We start from the raw sequence: 17,255 nt of genomic DNA on the forward strand, positions 1-17,255 counted from the left end.
ATTAGTCATAAAAGACCTCAAATTAGAAACTACTAAGTTACGAATCGCACTATATCTCATGTATTAATCCTGACTTTTACACAAAGCAGCCACAATTGTTACAAAAGTTTTTGATCAGGCATTAAATCTGATAATTAGCAGTGTTTTGCCAGAACGTGGCTAGACACCTCCGAAAAAGAATCTTAAAACCTTATCCTGTTTAGATAAAAACCTAATTTCTGGAGATGTCTATTGAATTACTACGTATTATCTGGCTAACAATCCCTCCTACTGCTCCCCTCACGGCAACCCGTGCCCCCAACGCTTTTGGATGAACAACATTACTACACCCGACAACTTGTGTGATCACCAGCCAGCAATCTGTTTGCCTGCTGTTAACCACCATCTCTCCATAAATTTAGCTGACCATAAACATTGATATCAAATGTAAATTCAATATTAATGTAGTTCTTGGAATATCCTGTGGGCAAAGGTGCAAAAGGTGCAGATCGCTGTATAGCATTGAGTGCTACTTCATCAGTCACACTAAATCCAGAGGTTTGTGCAATGTTGAGATTACTGACTTGACCTGAACGGTTAATAGTGAAGTTAAGCACTGTTCGCCGATTAGAATCGCTCAGTCCTGGTAGCCACTCCTGCTGAACGCGTTGCTGTAGTTTCTTTAAGTAAAAGGTGAGGTCTATATCTTGACTACGGGCATCAATACCAGGAGTCGCTTGGTGATCACGGTTGGAATTAGGCAGGGCTGCCAGTTCATCACTGCGATAATTCCGACTAGATACACTCAGAGTGCCACCCAACAAACTTGCTGCACCTGTTTTTGGAGATGATCGAGCTTGGGACGGTGTTCGTCCATTTAATCTAGTTCTGGACTGTCCTAAGTTCTTAGGGTTGCTGGGTACAGGTAATGTCGTAGCTCTTTCAAGTGCTGTTTTTTTCAGTGGGGCTGGTGATGATGTAGTTGTTGGTGCTACTGCAATTTTCTTAAAATTAGGCACTTTTACTGTGGTTGTAAGTGCTGGCACTGTTTGCTTGGGGTTAGACACCAAAGGTGTTATCAAAGGCGCTGTTTTTTTCAGTGGGGCTGGTGATGGTGTAGTTGTTGGTGCTACTGCAATTTTCTTAAAATTAGGCACTTTTACTGTGGTTGTAAGTGCTGGCACTGTTTGCTTTGGGTTGGACACCAAAGGTGTTATCAAAGGCGCTGTTTTTTTCAGTGGGGCTGGTGATGGTGTAGTTATTGGTGCTACTGCAATTTTCTTAAAATTAGGCGCTTTTACTGTAGTTGTAAGTGCTGGCACTGTTTGCTTTGGGTTGGACACCAAAGGTGTTATCAAAGGCGCTGTTTTTTCTAGTAAAGCTGGTGATGGTGTAGTTGTTGGTGCTACTGCAATTTTCTTAAAATTAGGCGCTTTTACTGTGGTTGTAGGTGCTAATACCGTTTTTCTAGGTTTGAGTTGCAGTTGTTGACGAGATAGATTTGGTGATGCCGTTTTTTGCTGCTGCCGTTCTGGCTGAAATACCTCTGCTGAAGATGAGGGTGTTAAGTCAAAAGAACTTTCGCTAGAGGCTTTATGTCTTGTGGGATTAGCTGATTTCATTGCAGAAACAGGTCTTTCAGGCAAAGCTTTACCACCGGCAATAGAATCTTTGGTAGCTCGGAGTGAGGTTTGAGGAGGTATATCTGTTTTATTAGGAGGAACTTCAACTACCTCGATTGGAATCTCTTGGCTAATTTCTTGGTTTGGCTCACGCATCAAAGCTCTGTGCCAATATTTGCTCCCCATTAATAAAATAGAGTGCAGCAGGATAGAAGTAACTATACCAAGGAGCATATCGAGAGGACGCACGCTCCGATGGCAGAAAAATTCATCACAAGAAGCCATGTTATTGTACTTTACTTTAATAGCAGCCTCAACAGTCTATTTACAGGATACAAGCTTCTGTTATTTCCGGTTGTCTACAAGACTGTAAGCAACAGTAGACATTTGCTCCAAGCGATCACTCCAATCACAGCAAGATTATCAAGCCATCCGCTCAAGCACCCTTGGCAAACTGAAAATAGGCAGTAAGCAGCAGCAAAGGCAATTGATGCTTTTATTCAAGAACTGGATTTTCATTTCTTCTTCTTAGTTACTCACGCTGAATGAGGCGCAGCAGCATACAGTCCTTTTGCTGGCGAATGATTTTAAGCAAATAGGCGATCGCATACGTCAGAATAAGATCATTTTATCTGGCTGCTGCTGTTATCTGGCTTAATTGATCACACGCCCTAGATATTTTGTATGATTTAATCACAAAATCAGTAGAAAACAATTACACCAGAACTCTTACTGGTAATTTTCTTGCTTTTCATAGAGTATAGAATCACACAAAAGATAGAGGTATTAACCGACTTAATTCATTACTATCAATAAGATATAAAAAAATATTCCAGAAAGGAGTCAGCTATTAGTATCCAATTATCAAAGAATGTCGTCATCCCAAAATGGCATGATTCCAATGTTGCTGTGGATCTAAAACGTGCTGCGGAAATTGCTGATTATTGTGCAAAGAATGCAACTGCAATAGATTATAATGGTGCTTTTCCCAAACATGAATTTGATCTGATTGCTAAAGCTGGGTTATTAGCTGCACCATTGGCGAAAGAATTAGGCGGATGGGGTGCAGGAATTGATGCTAATGTCACTTACGAGCTTTTAATATTATTGAAGCAGATGGGGCATGGGAATCTGGCAGTTGGTCGAATTTATGAAGGACATATCAACGCCCTGCAATTGATTCAGACTTTTGGTACTGTAGAACAAATCACAAGCTACGCTCGTGATGCCCGTGAGCGTCACAAAATATTTGGCGTTTGGAATGCTGAAGCCTCTGATGGTGTCAAGGTAATTCCTTTTGAGAATGGACGTTATCGCCTAGAAGGTTCTAAAACGTTTTGTACTGGTGCAGGCTATGTTGAACGTCCTTTCGTTAATGGAGTATTACCAGACGGCAGTTGGCAAATATGCATTGTGCCGATGGACGAAGTTACAACAGTTAGTGATCCAAGTTGGTGGCAACCTTCTGGGATGCGAGCTACTGCTAGCTACAAAGTGGATTTTAGCGGTGTAGAGTTGAATCAGAGCGCTTTAATCGGACAACCAGGAGATTACCATCGACAGCCCTGGTTGTCTGCTGGGGTGATTCGGTTTGCTGCTGTGCAACTAGGTGGGGCAGAAGCACTGTTTAACCTGACTCGCCAGTATCTCCAGAAGTTGGAATATACAAATGATCCATATCAACAGGAACGGCTTGGTAGAATGGCGATCGCCATTGAAAGTGGTAATCTCTGGCTACGGGGTGCTGCTAATCAGGTAGCAACGTATGCGCCTGTGTTTGGTGGCGATCCCACAGTTACCCACCCGCAAGCAGATCAACTCGTCGCCTATGCAAACATGGTGAGGACAGCAATTGAACAAATTTGCATTGATGTGATGCATTTGTGCCAACGTTCTGTTGGGACTCGCGGCTTACTACCACCAAATCCGATGGAACGCATTATCCGAGATTTGACTCTATATCTGCGTCAACCTGCTTTTGATGCAGCCTTGACAAATGTGGGTCAGTATGCATTGCATGAAAGTAATCCTGCTTATCTGCTTTGGAATGATGAATAAATTCGGCATGATTGGATTACCACTAGACAATCCTAGTGTTTTGCCCTGGCGTTCAGTTAACGAAATCGCATGTAGTGCAGCACTAATCGTCGCACCCCATCCTGATGATGAAACATTAGGTTGTGGGGGTGCGATCGCTCTATTACGGTCTTTGAATTGCGATGTGCAAGTTTTAGTCATCAGTGATGGTACCCTTTCACACCCTCGTTCTCGGAAATATCCCGCAGATAGACTCCTAGCTCTGCGTGAAACTGAAACGCTATCAGCATTAAAATTACTGGGTGTAGAGGCTAATGCTGTCACCTTCTATAGAATGCAGGATGGGTCAATTTCAACACAGTATCAAAGTGCAGTGTCTAGTTGTCGGGACTATATCACAGAAGTCGCTCCACAAATTATCTTTTTACCGTGGCGATATGATCCTCACGCAGACCACCGAGCGACGTGGAAGTTAATCAAAGCAGCACTGCATGATTTGCACTTATCCCCGCGATTGATTGAGTATCCTATTTGGGATTGGGACTGCGAGCAACGGGGAAGTCTGCCAGCATCTCTTGAGGTGACAACCTGGCGGTTGGATATTAGCACGGTAGTGGAAGTGAAACAGCAAGCGATCGCTGCTTATCGTTCCCAAATTACAGACTTAATTGACGATGACCCACAAGGCTTTCGCCTGAGTGCCGAAATGTTAGCAAACTTTACTCGTCCTTGGGAAGTTTATTTAGAGGAAATCCAATGAACCCGTTACAATCCGACTCCTTACCACCCAGCTACTTCGATAAACTTTACAGCGAAGATCCTGACCCGTGGAAGTTTGAAACGAGGGAATACGAAGCTAACAAATATGCTGCCACGATCGCAGCTTTACCCAAAGAGCGCTATCGGTCTGCCTTTGAAATCGGCGGTTCTATTGGTGTTTTAACCCAGAAGCTACAAGAGTGTTGTGACTCACTCCTCTCGGTTGATGTGTCAAAACTAGCGCAGAATAGAGCAAAAGAGCGCTGTCAGCATCTCTCCAATGTCAAGTTCCAGATTATGCGTGTCCCAGAGCAATATCCTGATGAGATGTTTGATTTGACCCTAGTCTCGGAAGTTGGCTATTACTGGAGTTGGGAAGACCTGAAAAAATCTCAACAGTGCATTTTAGAACACCTGGAACCTGGAGGGCATCTACTTTTAGTTCATTGGATACTCTATGCCCGTGATTATCCGTTGAGTGGGGATGAAGTTCATAACTCGTTTTTTGAGTTAGCCCCAAATAAACTGCGGCATTTAAAAGGTCAACGGGAGGAAGAATATCGACTTGATTTATTCGAGCGAGTCTGAGAAATTAAACCTGCTTTATTTTTTGGTGTTTAGCTTTACCTTTTACAAAAAACTGCTTTGGAAGCGTTACCCTAGAGTAGGGTAACGCTTCCCCTTAGCAATTACTGACGTAAACTCTCAAGACGCAAGCGCAAATCCCCAATTGCTTGTTCAATTTCCACAAATTTCCAGCGCGAAGCCCAAATTCCTTCTTCCTGCTGATGTTCTTCGACTAGTTCAAACAACTCACCAAAGGTATAAGGTTGCATTAATTTCTGGACAAACCATTGGGCTGAAACTCCCAGCATCTGAGCCAAAGACACGACACTGGCATGACTTGGCTGATACCCATTGAGAGCGCAGCACCACATCACTCGTAATTGGCGACGTGCAACAAAACGAGTTTCGATAGCCGCTGCTGGCTCGACTACAAATGGTTGCTGTTGGCGTCCCATTTCTATCCATTTACTCAGTTGATTTGCTAAACCAACATTGGTACGTCCGATTTGTCTTGCTGAAGTTACTACCCGCACTAGCGAACTGTGGCGAAAACGGGCATTTACTCGTACCAAGGCCTGGTAAAAAGCTACATCTTCAGGAGTCCGCACTGGTGGTAAGCCTCCTGCTAGGGCATACATTTCCGCTGTTACTGCCAAACTTGCTCCATAGTGTTGATAATGGCGAGGAAAGCTGTCATATGGGTCGGGATCGAGATAAGTTTCTAATTCGGTAATTAAATAACGGTAGCCCACTTCACGCAGATAGCAAGCTTTGGCGTAAGGGTCTAGATTAGCACGACCAGCGCGCTCAACGAAAATTCGCCCACCTACAGCATCAGCACCACAGGTAATTTCGTATAAGTTGGCAGCAATCCAAGTTGGGCTTACCTGCGAATCTCCATCAGTTGAAGCAATTACCCCCCTTGTACGTCCTAAACTACACAAACGGTGGTATGCCTCATCCATCAAAATCTGACGCACTCGACCAACATAGGCTTCCGCAGCAGGCAAAGTTTTTTCAACTACATGCAGTGCTATATCTGGATGTTGTTGAGCAAAACTCCGGGCTATAGCTGCCGAATTATCACTACAATTATTTGCTAACAAAATTATTTCGTAGCGTCTGGGATCTAAAAGTTGTCCTTCTAGATCAACTTGATGTATTAGGGCAGTAAGGGTTGCTGCCAACGTCTGAGCTTCATTGCGAACTGGAACAATTACACAAACTTCACAATGCACAGATGGCGGTATTTGGACTAAAGTTTGAGGAAAGTTTTTATCGAGTTGTACAGATGGAAAGTCAGCAACAAAGGACAAACGCTTACTTTCCATAAAAACCATTTTTCCATTTCCAGGAATAGCGACACAGTATATTCATCTACAGTCGAAAATTCTTAATATTCGTAACTCTATTTTGGATATTTTCTCATTTCGTTGGAATCTACCTACAGTATGATTAGTGCTGATTAAAACTTTCTAAACATCACCTATTAAAGACTTAATCCTTCTGGGCAACTTCTGAAAGGACGAGTATAACAGGGTATTAAGTACTGGGGACTTTTAAGAGGCAGAGGGGATATAGGGAGAAATAACTAATGCCCAATACCCAATGCCCAATACCCAATACAACTCTTGGAGAGGCTGCGCCCTAAGCGTAGGTATGCCGTAGGCTTTACGGCATTAGAGACGCTCTTGCGTTCGCTCAGTACAAGTGCCCAATACCCAAAAATATCCACTGGATTGATTGAAATACTAATATGGCAAACCGCTCACGTAAGCTGACGCCAAAAGCTTCTAAACTAAATAAACCTCATGCAGGTGCGATGAAACGCATTGCCAAAAAACCCCAGAAAAAGCTAAAACGGCGAAGTTGGTTGTCGTCAATGCTAGCGATATCTACGACGGGCTGCGCCTACGCAATTCTGTTGAGTAGTGCTAGTCTAATTATGGCTTTTGCCTGGATTAGCGTTCTCTTCATCTTCAATCCAGACCAGGTAAGCTGGCTAAATAAAATTTTACCCACATGGGCACAAATCCCCCTTGGTAAGCACGAACGTCCTCAAACTCTCAAACAAATTCAACTCAATTTGAGTAAAGAAAACAAAATATTTGGGGAAACTCTGCCTTTACATCAGGATGCAAAAGACTCATTTTTACTGCCAGTCTTTCAACAGCGTGCTAATTGTCAATCTGATTGTAGACAACTTGTGGAACTCAGGGTTTACCAGCCTTCAGAAGAGTTAGAGTTTAAATCTCAGTTAGAAAATTACTACTATTTAGTAACTCAATTATCTGTAACTGAAGCAGAAGAATCCTTCATAATTTCTCCCTTACTTGATGGGACATCAGAACCCGAAGATATCAGCATTTCCCTACCTTTAACTAAAGTGCAGCGCTTTGACGGTGGGACAACATTATCAGGGGTTTGGTTTAATTTGCAGGGTCAACGCCAACAAGGAACTGGTGCGATCGCCTACGGTGACATTGTATACTACAATCCAGAACGCACCAATTTACTACAAATGTTGTCTTGGACTAGTCCTAACGGACAATTGCCCAAATGGCAGCAGGTAACTGGTGATGGTACAAAAGAGTTAGTTGTTGATCAAACTATAGGTTTAGAACCATACTTACAGGTTTACCAAGTCAAGCCTCTGAAGTTATTCCTCAAACCAATTCAATTGGAGGCAATTACTCTCCAATCACCAGCCCTCAAGGATTCTGCATACCAAAATGCCTTGTCAATTGCCCGTAGTGGACTGTGGACACCAGCCTTTAAATGGTTGAAATTCATCAAAAAACAGCGCAAAGGAGTTTTGCCAGCAGCGGCGCAAGCGCAAATGGATTTGATTCGCTTGCATTCCCAACTTACTAAAACCCAAGCTGATAAAAATTGGGCAAGTCCTAGTCAAGAAGTGCTAGCAGATTTGATTGATGGTCGTTGGGGAAAAGCTTTACAGGTGTTTGAAGCGTCGCCACATAATGCCCAAGAAATTACTACCCTACTCAAAGCTGATAAAAAACGGTTATGGAATCGCACAGCGGCGGCGTTGCGGGTAAACCCAAATAGACTAGAGGTGCAAGCTTGGTTCGCTTTGATTTTAGCAGTTCAGCAGGGAGAAGAACATGCGAATTCCTGGTTAAAGGCGCAACCAAAAATTACAAAAGATAATTTTGCCTATATTCAAAGTCTGTTAGCAAGACTCAATAATCAGGGTACATCGCAAATATCCTCTACTTACCCTAGTCAAATTGTCGGTACAGTGCAACTAATTACTCAAGTTACCAGCACCGAATGGCTGCAACCAAATTCCCCTGCGAACCTGAAACTCACAGATAACCAAGTTTGGTATCAGGTGGAAGTGAGTGCTTTTCATGACGGGAAACGCTGGCTAAATTCCCCCTTTGAGAATTTGAACCCACCTAAAACTGACGCCGCCAAATTTTTCTGGAAAACTTTGGGAATCACTTCTGACCCTGAAATCCAGATTGTGGTCTGGTTGCCAAATGGAGAACAAAAAATTACTATAGCCGCTATCAAAGCGGTGCAACTACGGGGTAAAGTTTTGCGCCTATTAGCTGCTGGCCCAAAAACTCCAGAGAATCAAAACGATGTTCTTCAACCCAAACCTTTAGCCTTAACAAATGCAGCACTGGAATGGGTGCAACCATCTCCAATAACTCTACAAGAACTGCATCAACAAAATCCCCAAGGGGTCAAGGTAATGTTATCAACTGTGTGGCAATCTTTACAACAATCTGGTGAAGTTTCGGCTGGTACTATTCCTAGCTTTGAACAGATGCAGGAAAAGTTGGGTGATTGGCCCGTTCAAGTAATTGATTTAACAAATAACGCTAAACCAGAAATAATACTGACTATCTCAGCAGCAGCGATCGCATCCTTGAATCAGCCTACATCTGGAATTCAGAGGAAAAACACAGAGCAACACCGTGACCGGACTATAATTTTGTCTGATCGCAATGAAGTCATTTACACTGATTTTACAGGAAATTACTTCCAAAGGCTCTCTGCGATCGCCAAGCTTTCAGGGGTGCAATCCTTAGCTTTATTAGTAGAAAATGCTCATAACTACAGTTTGAGACGCTGGTCAGAGAAAAATCAGCGCTTTGAATAGCACACCTTTTACTCAAATTTACCCTTTCTCAAATTTAAATTAGAGAGGGGAAAAGCGTAGGCGTAGCCCGTCGTAGACATCGCTTTTCTACTCAACTGATTTATTCTTTTTGGTTATTTTCGGCTAGACGTTGGTGCTTCAGGTTTTCCAACTGCTGCAACAGGGAGTCTACCTCTGCTTGTAAATGCATAAACTTAGCTTGCTGATCGTCTTGATAATAAGACTTGGTTAACTTACTGACCCAGTTAATCTGAGACTCGCGATCGGAAACACTAGATAAACAAGTAGGCATCGCTAATTAAATCCACAACTTCACTCACACCATTAGAAATATTATAATAATCCTCTTTTAAGCTTTATTACAATATTAGATATTTTCAATCAATTACTCTAATAGATTTTAGGTTCAATCATAAGAGACGGTGATCATAACGGCTGTGTTCCAAAGAAAACATTGCCCCAAGTATTGCTAAGTACCGTCGAGTGGACGGTACTTAGCAATACTTAATTCATAACCTGTCAATTCATAGGACTTACGCAAAAATTGCCAACTTCGCTTAATTTATCGAACCGCCAAGACGAGGCAGTGCGTTGGGCGGCTCTGCCGACTTGAAGCAACTGCCGTGCCAAGAGCGCCGAGAATTCGTAGAGTGTGCGTAAGTCCTAAATTCAATCATGCTTGGATGAATTATTATCGCCGATTTATGGTGATTTACGTAAGAATTTAGATGTGGATTGTATCAAGAATCAGTCCAAATTATGAAAAGATGTAAGGTGCAGCATTTGCCATACCCCTTTTATTAAAGCTTGCTATACACAGCGTCCCGTAAAGCCTGCGGCATAGCTACGCCCTAAGCGCAGCCTCTGGTAGAGAAGGCAAAAAGAAGGCTATTGCAAAGGAAAGGCAGCCTGTTATGTATTTTCCCCGGCAGTTGGAGCGAATAACATGGGAAAATACACATAGAGATGTTCGCGGAGCATCTCGCATATAGGAATAAGAATTTCAGAGACTTACGTTATAAGTCTCATACATTTGCCGATCATTTTTCACCCCGTCAGCATCCCCAGGCTAATTCGTTAAACCGAAGGTCGCCGTGGCGGTCTATGATAAACTGACATTCAAAATAAAATAAAAATGGTAAGTCAAACGCCTGCACCAAAAAAATAATATTTTTACATATTCTTTTGGAATTAGGGGACTCTTAACTCTTAACTGGCAACGAAAAATTCACTTTCTTCCTCTTTCCCATTCTGCCCTTCCCTATGCCATTCTCTCTAAATATCCAATCCTTACATTAAGAAATATTAAATACTGTGACTTTGAGCCTGTCTGTTGCTAAATCTCATCGCCAACCCTGGCCCGGACTGATAGAAGCCTATCGCGAATACTTGCCTGTCAGCGAAAAAACACCGATTGTGACTCTGTTGGAGGGAAACACACCCTTAATACCAGTGCCAGCGATCGCAGAACGTATTGGCAGACAAGTGCGGGTTTTTGTAAAATATGACGGTCTGAATCCCACCGGCAGCTTCAAAGACCGGGGGATGACTCTGGCAATTTCCAAAGCCAAAGAAGCAGGGGCAAAAGCAGTAATTTGTGCCAGCACCGGCAATACATCAGCCGCCGCCGCCGCTTACGCAAGACGTGCGGGCATGAATACCTTCGTACTAATTCCCGACGGTTATGTGGCGTTGGGCAAGTTAGCCCAAGCATTAGTGTACGGTGCAGAAGTATTGGCAATTAAAGGTAATTTTGACCAAGCCCTAGAAATTGTCCGCGAGATGGCCGAAAGCTATCCGGTCACTTTGGTAAATTCGGTCAATCCCTACCGTATAGAAGGGCAGAAAACAGCAGCCTTTGAAATTGTCGATGTGCTGGGTGATGCGCCAGACTGGCTGTGTATCCCCGTGGGCAATGCAGGGAATATAACAGCATATTGGATGGGATTTTGTCAATATCATCAAGATGGGAAGTGCGATCGCCTACCCCGGATGATGGGATTCCAAGCCGCAGGTGCAGCCCCCTTAGTACACGGCCAGCCAGTGGCAGATCCTGAAACCCTAGCCACAGCAATTCGCATTGGCAACCCTGCTAGTTGGGAGTTAGCTGTTGCAGCGCAAACCGCAAGTCAGGGAAATTTTCACGCCGTTACCGATGCAGAAATTCTCGACGCTTATCGACTTTTGGCAGGATCAGAAGGTATCTTCTGCGAACCTGCTAGCGCCGCTTCTGTAGCCGGATTGTTGCAGGTGAAAGACCAAATTCCAACAGGGGCGACAGTGGTTTGCGTCCTCACAGGCAATGGTCTAAAAGACCCAGATACAGCCATTAAACACAATCACAGTCAATTTAAACAGGGTATTGCAGCAAAAGTGGGCGCAGTAGCGGAGGCAATGGGATTTTAAGCACTCTGGAACTAAAAGCGATCGTAATATCTAATTGAAAAATTGCGTAGGCATTCGCGCAGCGTCTTCAAGAGTTGCCCACCGTACCCTTCCCTACAGGATGCCATTGCTACGCCTAGCGGATGCACCAGATGCGATCGCAGCCAGGATTTTCAGTCTGGTAAGTGTCAAAATAATCTTAGATAATTTTTAAGCAACTACTTGATCATTTTGTAATGACTCATTCTACTGATATCGCCGCCTTAGCCCGCTTGATGGCAGCTGACTTTAGCAACCAAGAACAAGCTTTTGAAAATCCGCCTTTTTATGCCCACATTCGCGTGTGTATCCGTCCCCTTCCCTTGGAATTGTTCTCAGGAGTAAGTTTGTTTCTCGAACAAGCTTACGATTTTATGCTCAATCAACCCTACCGGATGCGGGTAATGAAGTTGATTCCGGCAGAAAACCACATTGTTATTGAACACTACACGGTTAAAGAAGAACAAAAATTTTATGGCGCATCTCGCGATCCGGAACGTTTAAAAGTTTTATCCCTTGACCAATTAGAAAAAATGTCAGGTTGCAACATGGTTGTAGAGTGGACAGGTCATAGCTTTAAAGGCAGGGTTGAACCTGGTAAAGGCTGCATTATAGTTCGTGACGGCAAAAATACTTATCTGGATAACGAATTTGAGATTGACGCTAAAGAATTCTTTAGCCTCGACCGGGGAAGGGATTTAGATACTGATGAACGTCTGTGGGGTTCTATCGCCGGGCCATTTCACTTTGTTCGCTGGGGTAATTTTGCCGATGAAGTAAAGGTGTAAATGACCTTGAAGAGTGAATTAAAACTTATAACTCATTTGTTATTGGTATAAGGTAGGAGAAAAGATGATTTTAGCCTAGTCAATATACACATAGTTTGGTTTTATTTGCTGATAACTATTTGTGTATACTATGTATCTGCCATAACATATTACAGCAGAATTCAAGTATTTGAACCACATCTATCGTAGGGGCACAGCAATGCTGTGCCCCTACCGCGTGGTCTATTTACCTGAAAATAGCTGTAATGCTATTAAGGGAAGCTTAGGAAGAACCTGGAAACAACCCAGGATGTTACAAATAACCTTGGTGATTTGTTTTCATAAGTAAATAAATATACATCATCAGAAATCCAGGCAGACTCCAGAGCTTCCATTAATTTGCTAAGGGTTGTTGTGCTATGGTCAACCTCCTTAGCGATCGCCTAAAGACTACCAGAAACATCCAGTTAACCCACTATCTCTACCTCAGAATCCTATGCTATTATGGGTTAACTAGCGCCCTATAGCTACTGAATGGCTACTAAGATAGCTTAGGAACATTAAAGTAGTTCAGGGAATCCTGCTGTGGCGGCATAGCCAAGTGGTAAGGCAGAGGTGTGCAAAACCTCCATAATACTACCTCTCAACCCCTTACCAGTACTAAGCTTCAACCTACTACTAATAACCTAATAATAGCCATGATGGTAGCTTAATGGTAGCTAACCATTAATAAAGGTAGCTACCTATCATAATAGCTACCTCTTTTTATACCTATATTTAGTTCTGTATACTGGGTTTAAGCTGGTTTAAGTTGCCTTGCCCATTCTTCTCTTGTAGCATCAACTGGCAACCAGGCATAACCCTCAATATCTCTCGCGCTAGTCCAGGTAGTGCAAGTTTTTTCCTTCATATCATTCAGTACTAATGGAAGGTCAGCAATAACTCTGTCCTTAGCTTTAGCGCTCTTAGCATTACTAAGCTCTAAATGTTTAGGAGCTAACCTCGCTGCTAGGGCATCTTTGGTTAGTGTGGATGGAACCCCATCTACTGTGCTGACAGGTTGCACCTCAGCAATAGGCAGGTTATTAAGGTATTGTGCGGCTATTGCTGTCAATAGTTGTTCCATCTCATCACTCTTCAGTCTCACCCATTCATACTGCCATCCGCGCTGTAGTGCCTCAGCAACCTTTGGTATCTGCTCAAACTTGATACTCCGGTCTAGACAGCCTTGATACACTCTGAGAGTGTCTAAGGGCAAGCTATGGTAGTCTCTATCCTTGCTTGCCGCTACCCATACTGACTCAGGATACTCTACTGCAACCTCTAACCATGACTTAGCCCCATTAGCTGACTTGTTTTTGACTGCTACTATTCTAGCCTCTGAGAAAATATACCACTGTCTTTTCAGGACTATCTCGGTTAGATGTGGTTTAAGTTCATATTCTGTGGTTAGTTTGGCTCCCTTGGCTAACACACACACAGGTTGGCTAACCTGGTGTGAAGGTTGGCTACCGAGTGCCAAGTCCTTGAGGAAAGTAGAAACTGACTTGCCTACTGCCTTAGCCATAGCCTCAATGACTGTCTTCTCGGACTCAGAAACTACTACTCTCAATGTTGGGTTTTTACTTGGCATTTAGTGCGACTCCTTTAGGGTATTAACCGGGTATGAACCGGGTATTGACTATTTATAGAGGTTGGCTAACCGGGTGTGTAGGTTAGCCAACTTAATGAGGCTAATCAACCCTAAACCTATTGCTATACAACCATTATAGCCAAGGTTAGCTAACCTGTGTGTGTGTTAAAAATATGCTATAATAGTGCTATAGAAAGAAACTAAACCAGGATATTGAATATGCTTGCTACCCATACTACTAACTTAAATGACCTACTAGTTGCATTAAATACAGCTAATAGTTGGGTACAGTTAGATAAGCAGTTCCTAGTAGTTAATAGTGGTATTCCTAGTCTCTATATCTGGGTAGGCGAGGTAACAGAGGCAGACCTACAACCAGTACAGTACAGCCCCCCCAGGATAGCAGGGCTAATACTAGACTTAACAGGGTCTAGAAGGAAAAATAAACTTAGAGACATCTATCGGGTTGCTGTTCACTGGCAACTCTTTTAGTATCAGTAAGTCACTAACGTTGGTAATATAACATTCAGTATGGTACTGAGATGTTTTAGCTACCTCTGATACTGCAATAACCTCTGGAGTGGCTGCTAGCAAAGTACCATCAGCTAGTTGATAGACTACTAAGGCAGGGTTTTTCAGTAAATAGTCATTAACCTGAATACCCAGTATGGTTGTATATGAAGTCCAGCTACCTTCTCTCTGTACTGATACAGTTTTACCATTACTATCGGTATTTAAATGGGCTAGTGTAGGTCTTGGCACTACACAAATGGTTCCAATAGCGCTTTGATACTGTCTTTCTCTATTAGCTCCGAACATTGTTCTCTTTCTTGATAATGGGTTATCGAGCCGGATAATAGAGTTCTGACATATGAAGCTAGCGGTATACCTTGCTCGGTGGCATCATACTGCAACTGGGCTAACATTTGCTTTGTGATGCGGAAAGTACACTTAACTAGTGGTACTTCAGGTTTAGGTCGCGGCATTTGTCTCTGTCTATCCTCTTAATAGCGGCTCTTACAAATACTTTGTAGATGTTTTTTGTTTAACCATAGAATAGGCATCTCAGCCGCTTAAGCGGGTATAAATGGTACTAGATGTCAAAGATGCACCCATTGATATAAGACAAAACATATAGGGTAGGGGGGGCTGGTAGGCTAGGTAAATGAACTAACAACACCAATAAGCAAGACAAAGCCCTCTCATGGGCTTTCTGAGAGGGCTAAATAGTGGTTAGTAGCTATAGGTAGTATTGTAGGTAGTAGTGTGTGGCTAGAATGCTAGCTAGCCTGCATTACCCATAGCTGTCTACTTTCATCGGTAGGTTGCCAGGTGTAGCCATTAGGGTCTACCTTAGCTGTCATTGCTGCTAACCTATTGAGCTTGGTTCTATTCAGAGTCTCTGGGTAGGCATTTATCACAGCTAACCTACCTTTATCTGTCTTAGCGCTTGACTGAGCTAATATATTATCCTTTAACCTATCTACTAGTTGCTCAGTGGTTAGTATAGTACCTGGCTCTAAGGCAGTAGTAGCTAGAGTAGTAACTAAGGTATTAACCTCCTCTCTAATGGTCAGGTATTCTTTAGTCAGGTTATTAACAGCCTCCCACAGTTTGCTGTACTCATTAGCAGCATCCAGGGTAGTAACATAGGTAGTATCTAAGGTAGTAGCTTGAGTAGTATCTATAGGTAGTAGCTGGGTAGTATCCTCTGGCTGGTTAATAGCAGCAAGGATAAGCTGCTTACAGAAACCTGATAATGATAGGTTAGCGCTATCAGCTAGCTGCTTAATGCGCTTGCCCTCATCAGGAGTTACTACCACTTGGATGCGGTCAGAATATTGCTTAGGTTTAGCCATTGTCTTATCTCTCTAGCTTAACTACTATTTATATACTACTTATAGCTACTACCTATTATCAAGGGTAGCTATTACTTATAAATACTACCATTTAAAGTCTTGCTGTACAGTCAGTCTAGCGGTTATATACTATCCAAATACTACTCAAGCTACTACCTTAGATACTACCTATTAAAATACCTATAGTGTAGTACTAAGAGGGTGGTATCATAAAACTGTATACTTTTATACATTATCTCAAAACTACTTACAGTTCAGGTAAGTCCTGAACTATGATGTTACCAGCATAATGCTGTAGGGTTACTGCTGGACTATTGCCCACTAGTTTGGCTACTTGGCTGACTGTATACCCCTCAGCTAACATTAGGGTGATAAAAGTGTGCCTAGTGTTGTATGGACATCTGTAGCGGTCAATAGTGCCTGAGTCTATTAAACCTTGCATTATCCCTCTGTATGTCTTAGTGCCTGACTTACACCCTTGCCAGGCTTGAGTGCTAAACTTACTTGCATTTATTAAGCCACCCTTTGGACTAGTAAATACTGAGGTATCCTTAGTCGCACCCATAGGCTTGATAGATAGAAGTAAACCCCTTAGTTTGGCATTACAAGGAAACTTCCGACTCTTACCAGTTTTAGTCCCCTTTCTAACCTTTAGCCCGCTATCATAAGACTCACAGAAGGTTATCTGGGTACATTCTGGGTTTATGTGCCCCCATGTTAGCCCTATTGCCTCCCCCGGTCTGCACCCAGTCCAGAATAAGAACTTGACATAGGGTGCATAATGTGGTTTAGTCACCTCAAATGCCTTAATGATGCTATTCATCTCATCCCTGGTGAAAGGGTCAATGCTATCTAAGTCATGTTTAGGTAGCTTAATGTCCTCTGACATCCCCATAAATGGGTTTGTCTTGACCATACCAGAGGCTACAGCCCATTTACAGCAGGCTGCTAGATGAACAATAACTCTCTTAGCTGCATTAGGTGATAGGGTAGCTAATAAGTGGTCGCGGATAGCTATTGACTGGCTTAAGTCCTTAGTAGGTAAAGCTTTTATATGGTTAGTATACTTTCTCCTATAGTCTCTTAGGTAAGTAGTACTGGCTAGCTGTGGCTGCATATACTCACAGTATTTATCCCATAGCACCCCTAAGTCTTGCTGAGGTAGCTGTGGCTTAACTATGGTTAGCTGAGGTCTGCTGTAGCCCTCTATCTTAGCTTTATAGCACTCTAGAGTGCAGTCAAACTGTCCTGTAGCTATTTCTTCCTCCATTAGCGCTGCTAGACTTCTTAGCTGCTTTCTGTTATATTCAGAAGCATCTAGCCCAGTCATCATATACCTGCTTTGACCTTCCTTAGTTAGCATGGTAGGCAACCTAAGCCTTAGTTTACCCCTGTGGTCTTCTATGCCTACTGTGCCTCTGGCTTGTCTAGTTCTTATGGACTGTACCATGTTAAGCTACCCTATAACCTTTA

At 42.9% G+C, this 17,255-nt stretch carries 15 protein-coding genes; 7 read left to right on the forward strand and 8 right to left on the reverse strand.

What is annotated here, in order from left to right; translation table 11 throughout:
* Positions 1-374 precede the first annotated feature (374 nt).
* Positions 375-1,886: an energy transducer TonB gene (locus tag V7K35_RS12150; protein WP_335079232.1), complete on the reverse strand. Its 1,512-nt coding sequence runs from the start codon at positions 1,884-1,886 to the stop codon at positions 375-377.
* A 624-nt stretch (positions 1,887-2,510) separates the two neighbouring features.
* Here V7K35_RS12150 and V7K35_RS12155 point away from each other — a divergent pair.
* The 3 genes from V7K35_RS12155 to V7K35_RS12165 are packed head-to-tail and all read left to right on the forward strand — an operon-like array spanning position 2,511 to position 4,985.
* Entirely contained in the window at positions 2,511-3,659 is a 1,149-nt protein-coding gene (locus V7K35_RS12155) for an acyl-CoA dehydrogenase family protein (protein WP_335079234.1), read from the forward strand.
* Positions 3,649-4,398 (forward strand): PIG-L deacetylase family protein, encoded by a 750-nt coding sequence (locus V7K35_RS12160; protein WP_335079236.1) that lies wholly within the window; start codon positions 3,649-3,651, stop codon positions 4,396-4,398. The genes V7K35_RS12155 and V7K35_RS12160 overlap by 11 nt, the downstream gene beginning before the upstream one ends.
* Positions 4,395-4,985, forward strand: coding sequence for a class I SAM-dependent DNA methyltransferase (locus V7K35_RS12165; RefSeq protein WP_335079237.1), 591 nt, complete (start codon positions 4,395-4,397; stop codon positions 4,983-4,985). Before V7K35_RS12160 ends, V7K35_RS12165 begins: the two co-directional genes overlap by 4 nt.
* Before the next feature lie 101 nt (positions 4,986-5,086).
* Here V7K35_RS12165 and V7K35_RS12170 read toward each other — a convergent pair whose 3' ends face one another.
* Positions 5,087-6,295, reverse strand: coding sequence for a glycosyltransferase family A protein (locus tag V7K35_RS12170; RefSeq protein WP_335079239.1), 1,209 nt, complete (start codon positions 6,293-6,295; stop codon positions 5,087-5,089).
* A gap of 425 nt (positions 6,296-6,720) precedes the next feature.
* On the opposite strand from V7K35_RS12170, the gene V7K35_RS12175 reads away from it, so the two are divergent.
* A complete protein-coding gene (locus V7K35_RS12175) occupies positions 6,721-9,099 on the forward strand; it encodes a hypothetical protein (protein WP_335079241.1) in 2,379 nt (792 codons plus the stop codon).
* Between the two features lie 100 nt (positions 9,100-9,199).
* Here the strand turns inward: V7K35_RS12175 and V7K35_RS12180 are convergent, their stop codons facing one another.
* Positions 9,200-9,391, reverse strand: coding sequence for a hypothetical protein (locus V7K35_RS12180; RefSeq protein WP_334796104.1), 192 nt, complete (start codon positions 9,389-9,391; stop codon positions 9,200-9,202).
* A gap of 1,022 nt (positions 9,392-10,413) precedes the next feature.
* Between V7K35_RS12180 and thrC the strand changes: the two genes are divergently transcribed.
* Genes thrC through V7K35_RS12195 form a run of 3 tightly spaced genes read left to right on the forward strand, consistent with a single transcriptional unit; the run spans position 10,414 to position 12,311 of the window.
* Positions 10,414-11,505, forward strand: a complete 1,092-nt coding sequence (gene thrC, locus V7K35_RS12185; protein WP_335079243.1) for a threonine synthase — start codon at positions 10,414-10,416, stop codon at positions 11,503-11,505.
* A 34-nt stretch (positions 11,506-11,539) separates the two neighbouring features.
* Positions 11,540-11,698, forward strand: coding sequence for a hypothetical protein (locus tag V7K35_RS12190; RefSeq protein ID WP_335079245.1), 159 nt, complete (start codon positions 11,540-11,542; stop codon positions 11,696-11,698).
* Between the two features lie 22 nt (positions 11,699-11,720).
* Entirely contained in the window at positions 11,721-12,311 is a 591-nt protein-coding gene (locus tag V7K35_RS12195) for a chromophore lyase CpcT/CpeT (protein ID WP_335079247.1), read from the forward strand.
* Between the two features lie 775 nt (positions 12,312-13,086).
* On the opposite strand, the gene V7K35_RS12200 is transcribed toward V7K35_RS12195, so the two are convergent.
* The 5 genes from V7K35_RS12200 to V7K35_RS12220 form a co-directional block, all read right to left on the reverse strand.
* On the reverse strand, positions 13,087-13,923 hold the full coding sequence (locus V7K35_RS12200; RefSeq protein ID WP_335079249.1) for a plasmid mobilization protein: 837 nt from the start codon (positions 13,921-13,923) through the stop codon (positions 13,087-13,089).
* Positions 13,924-14,343: 420 nt separating this feature from the next.
* A complete protein-coding gene (locus tag V7K35_RS12205; protein WP_335079251.1) occupies positions 14,344-14,685 on the reverse strand; it encodes a hypothetical protein in 342 nt (113 codons plus the stop codon).
* Positions 14,685-14,909 carry a hypothetical protein gene (locus V7K35_RS12210; protein ID WP_335079253.1) on the reverse strand — a complete coding sequence of 75 codons (225 nt, stop codon included), beginning with the start codon at positions 14,907-14,909 and terminating at the stop codon, positions 14,685-14,687. Before V7K35_RS12210 ends, V7K35_RS12205 begins: the two co-directional genes overlap by 1 nt.
* A gap of 294 nt (positions 14,910-15,203) precedes the next feature.
* The gene (locus V7K35_RS12215; protein ID WP_335079255.1) at positions 15,204-15,782 is read right to left on the reverse strand and encodes a hypothetical protein; all 579 of its coding nucleotides are present in this window, start codon (positions 15,780-15,782) and stop codon (positions 15,204-15,206) included.
* Positions 15,783-16,029: 247 nt separating this feature from the next.
* Positions 16,030-17,145: a tyrosine-type recombinase/integrase gene (locus V7K35_RS12220; RefSeq protein WP_335079257.1), complete on the reverse strand. Its 1,116-nt coding sequence runs from the start codon at positions 17,143-17,145 to the stop codon at positions 16,030-16,032.
* Positions 17,146-17,255: the final 110 nt, after the last annotated feature.

The sequence above is a fragment of the Nostoc sp. genome (assembly GCF_036917275.1).
Lineage (GTDB): Bacteria > Cyanobacteriota > Cyanobacteriia > Cyanobacteriales > Nostocaceae > Nostoc.

Bases quoted from the DNA above. Each gene is read 5' to 3' on its own strand.
- V7K35_RS12175 (WP_335079241.1), top strand. From the start codon at position 6,721: ATGGCAAACCGCTCACGTAAGCTGACGCCAAAAGCTTCTAAACTAAAT.
- V7K35_RS12165 (WP_335079237.1), top strand. From the start codon at position 4,395: ATGAACCCGTTACAATCCGACTCCTTACCACCCAGCTACTTCGATAAA.
- V7K35_RS12150 (WP_335079232.1), bottom strand. From the start codon at position 1,886: ATGGCTTCTTGTGATGAATTTTTCTGCCATCGGAGCGTGCGTCCTCTC.
- V7K35_RS12195 (WP_335079247.1), top strand. From the start codon at position 11,721: ATGACTCATTCTACTGATATCGCCGCCTTAGCCCGCTTGATGGCAGCT.
- V7K35_RS12210 (WP_335079253.1), bottom strand. From the start codon at position 14,909: ATGCCGCGACCTAAACCTGAAGTACCACTAGTTAAGTGTACTTTCCGC.
- V7K35_RS12180 (WP_334796104.1), bottom strand. From the start codon at position 9,391: ATGCCTACTTGTTTATCTAGTGTTTCCGATCGCGAGTCTCAGATTAAC.
- V7K35_RS12160 (WP_335079236.1), top strand. From the start codon at position 3,649: ATGATGAATAAATTCGGCATGATTGGATTACCACTAGACAATCCTAGT.
- V7K35_RS12170 (WP_335079239.1), bottom strand. From the start codon at position 6,295: ATGGAAAGTAAGCGTTTGTCCTTTGTTGCTGACTTTCCATCTGTACAA.
- V7K35_RS12215 (WP_335079255.1), bottom strand. From the start codon at position 15,782: ATGGCTAAACCTAAGCAATATTCTGACCGCATCCAAGTGGTAGTAACT.
- V7K35_RS12220 (WP_335079257.1), bottom strand. From the start codon at position 17,145: ATGCTAACTAAGGAAGGTCAAAGCAGGTATATGATGACTGGGCTAGAT.
- V7K35_RS12200 (WP_335079249.1), bottom strand. From the start codon at position 13,923: ATGCCAAGTAAAAACCCAACATTGAGAGTAGTAGTTTCTGAGTCCGAG.